This window comes from Cupriavidus sp. L7L (assembly GCF_004353535.1).
Lineage (GTDB): Bacteria > Pseudomonadota > Gammaproteobacteria > Burkholderiales > Burkholderiaceae > Cupriavidus > Cupriavidus oxalaticus_A.
In genome coordinates this window covers 1-2,169 of the sequence record NZ_SMNY01000185.1, presented here as the reverse complement: position 1 = coordinate 2,169, position 2,169 = coordinate 1, and the positions used below count along the sequence as shown (strand labels likewise).

Annotated in this window: 4 protein-coding genes; 2 read left to right on the top strand and 2 right to left on the bottom strand. The window is 57.9% G+C overall.

The window, feature by feature from the left end:
- Positions 1-259, top strand: a 259-nt coding sequence (locus tag E1J61_RS38000; protein WP_243737141.1) for a hypothetical protein, incomplete at its 5' end; no start/stop codon positions are given.
- 158 nt (positions 260-417) lie between these two features.
- Here E1J61_RS38000 and E1J61_RS37005 read toward each other — a convergent pair.
- Entirely contained in the window at positions 418-684 is a 267-nt protein-coding gene (locus E1J61_RS37005; protein WP_133098675.1) for a hypothetical protein, read from the bottom strand.
- Positions 685-860: 176 nt separating this feature from the next.
- Between E1J61_RS37005 and E1J61_RS37000 the strand changes: the two genes are divergently transcribed.
- On the top strand, positions 861-1,697 hold the full coding sequence (locus E1J61_RS37000) for a hypothetical protein (protein ID WP_133098674.1): 837 nt from the start codon (positions 861-863) through the stop codon (positions 1,695-1,697).
- Positions 1,698-1,730: 33 nt separating this feature from the next.
- On the opposite strand, the gene E1J61_RS37745 is transcribed toward E1J61_RS37000, so the two are convergent.
- A partial coding sequence (locus E1J61_RS37745) for a hypothetical protein (RefSeq protein WP_207951323.1) occupies positions 1,731-2,169 on the bottom strand: 439 nt, incomplete at its 5' end.

The following is a 2,169-nucleotide window of genomic DNA, read 5'->3' as shown; positions in this document are numbered from 1 at the left end:
CAATACGGGACTCCAGTCCCTGTCTTTGGCCATGCGTTACATTCCGATCCGCGACCAGCACCTCACTATCCTCGCCCGCAACCGCGATGCCTGGCGGACTCGGGCGGAACAGCGCTTTGACGTCGAAAGTCTCATTCGGGCATGCGTTCCGGACGCCGCCACCTGCGATCCAAGCATTGTGGCCGACGCAATCCGGGAGTGGTTCGATAGTTTCGACGACGGAATTCCGGCATGGCGGCTGCAGTCGCAAGCACGATAAGAAGCCGGCCAGGCTGGTCCGGCGGCGAGGCTCGGCGTGCAAGTGAGGACCGTTGTCGGCCATGAGCGGGCACTGGGCAGTCCCTCGTGTCACCGCTTCGCGCCGGAGGGGGTCATCCGCGCACCTCGCAGGCGTCGCTGACTCACTGCTTAGTCCGCTCATCGGCGTGCCCCGGGTCTTACGACTAGGTCGCAAATTCGATTGCCGAGAGCCAGAAGGTAGTTGGATATGTCCGTCGCTTCCGCGCGCGTGATCTCCTGCTTTTGGCCGGTCACGGGATCGAGATCTGCCTCATGCACGATGGCGCCTCTACGCGTAACGATCAGCTTCTGCGTGCGCTTGGCTTCCTCGTCGGTCATTCCGAGGCCAAGAGCAATCTGCTGCCACTTCTGGTTGTCGTTCCAGATATAGCTCAGCGAAGTCAACTCAGCGATGCGGCGAAGGCCGTCTGCGGCCAGTACAATCGGGCCTATACATAGCAACTTTGCATGGGATTGCGCGACGGACGAGCTGCTTAAGTGATAGTCAGCCCTATCTGTCCTCCATCCTCTGGACCCGTGGTGCAGACGTTAAGAAAGACAAATCGGTGTGAGCTGACGCTATGAAGATGGTCATTGATGCGAACTACTTTGAGCATGAAGATCTCCGCACCTACCTTCGATTCAGCCGCGAGAACATTGCGGTATTGATTGACTACGCTGGCATGGAAATGCGCAAGGGTGACGCGCTTCGAAACGTATCGCGCTCGCTCTCTATCCTTTGTCATTTTCCCAGGCAGGTGCTGGTACTGAAAGGAACGCGTGAAGTCGCCGGGCTTCGTATGGCCACGCAGGGGTTAGATAAGCGCCTGATCGACAAGACACAGACGCGGGACTTTGCCCACTTCTGCGCGCAGACCCACCGGGCAGTCAACGGGGATAAGTGGCTCCTGGCGGAGTTGGACGACAGTGCCCGGACCGCCAAAGACCATTTTGACGCTATGCAGAAAAGCATGGGGCAGATGGAGGTTGTCGTCGCTGGCTACGCGACACGCTTCACGCAGGCAGAACTTGCCGAGTTGCGAAGCAGCCGCGCATACGGTCCTGAACTAGATGCCAAGATTGCGGAGCACATATTTGAGCTATGGGACAGTGTTCGTCACTCTCATCCGGACGTGAAGCGCGCCCGCAACGTTGAAGAAGCGGTGAACAACATCGTTTTTCGCTATACGGCTGCGGGCTACGTATGGCTACTAGAGAAGCTGCGCAGCGGCGTGAGCATCGAGAACGTGCTATCGGCCAAAAAGGTCACCAGTGACTTCATCGATATCGTGTACGTAGCCTACGCGACCTACTTCGACGGAATTCTTTCGAAGGAGTCCCGCGTGCAACGCAACTATGAGCAAACGCTAGCCATGCTGAAGAAGAACGTGCCCAACGCATACTTCTCGCGTCGCTAAGTCACTGCTGACATGTTAGATGTGGGGGGGGGACTATTTGCCGGTAGGCTGATGCCGTGCAAGCAGCGATTTACCCCACACTTCGTCCAGGCCCTCGACATTCAGTACCTTTACGTCGCCGGTTGCCTCAAACACACGTTCGTACTCCTGTGGTGCCGACAGTTCACCTCCGAGTACGCGAAGACGCAGCCTCAGCTTCCCCGGCCCGAGGGGAATGATGGCGACGGTGTCGGAGGATCGACCTTCTTCGCCAGGCAAAAGCGAGCCGAAGCGTACGTGACAGATGGGTGAAAGGCCGCTATTGTCCACGACCAGTTGCGCATTCCGCCGATCTAAGAGTTCAGGTAAGCTATGAACTCCGCGGAGAGAACTCCATTGGCTCTCTGGTTCATCTGGCAGGTCGGCCCCAGATATCATCTGGAAATCTTGCCCGTCGAGCGGCTCCACCGAGACCTCAAGCTTCGCGTTCGAT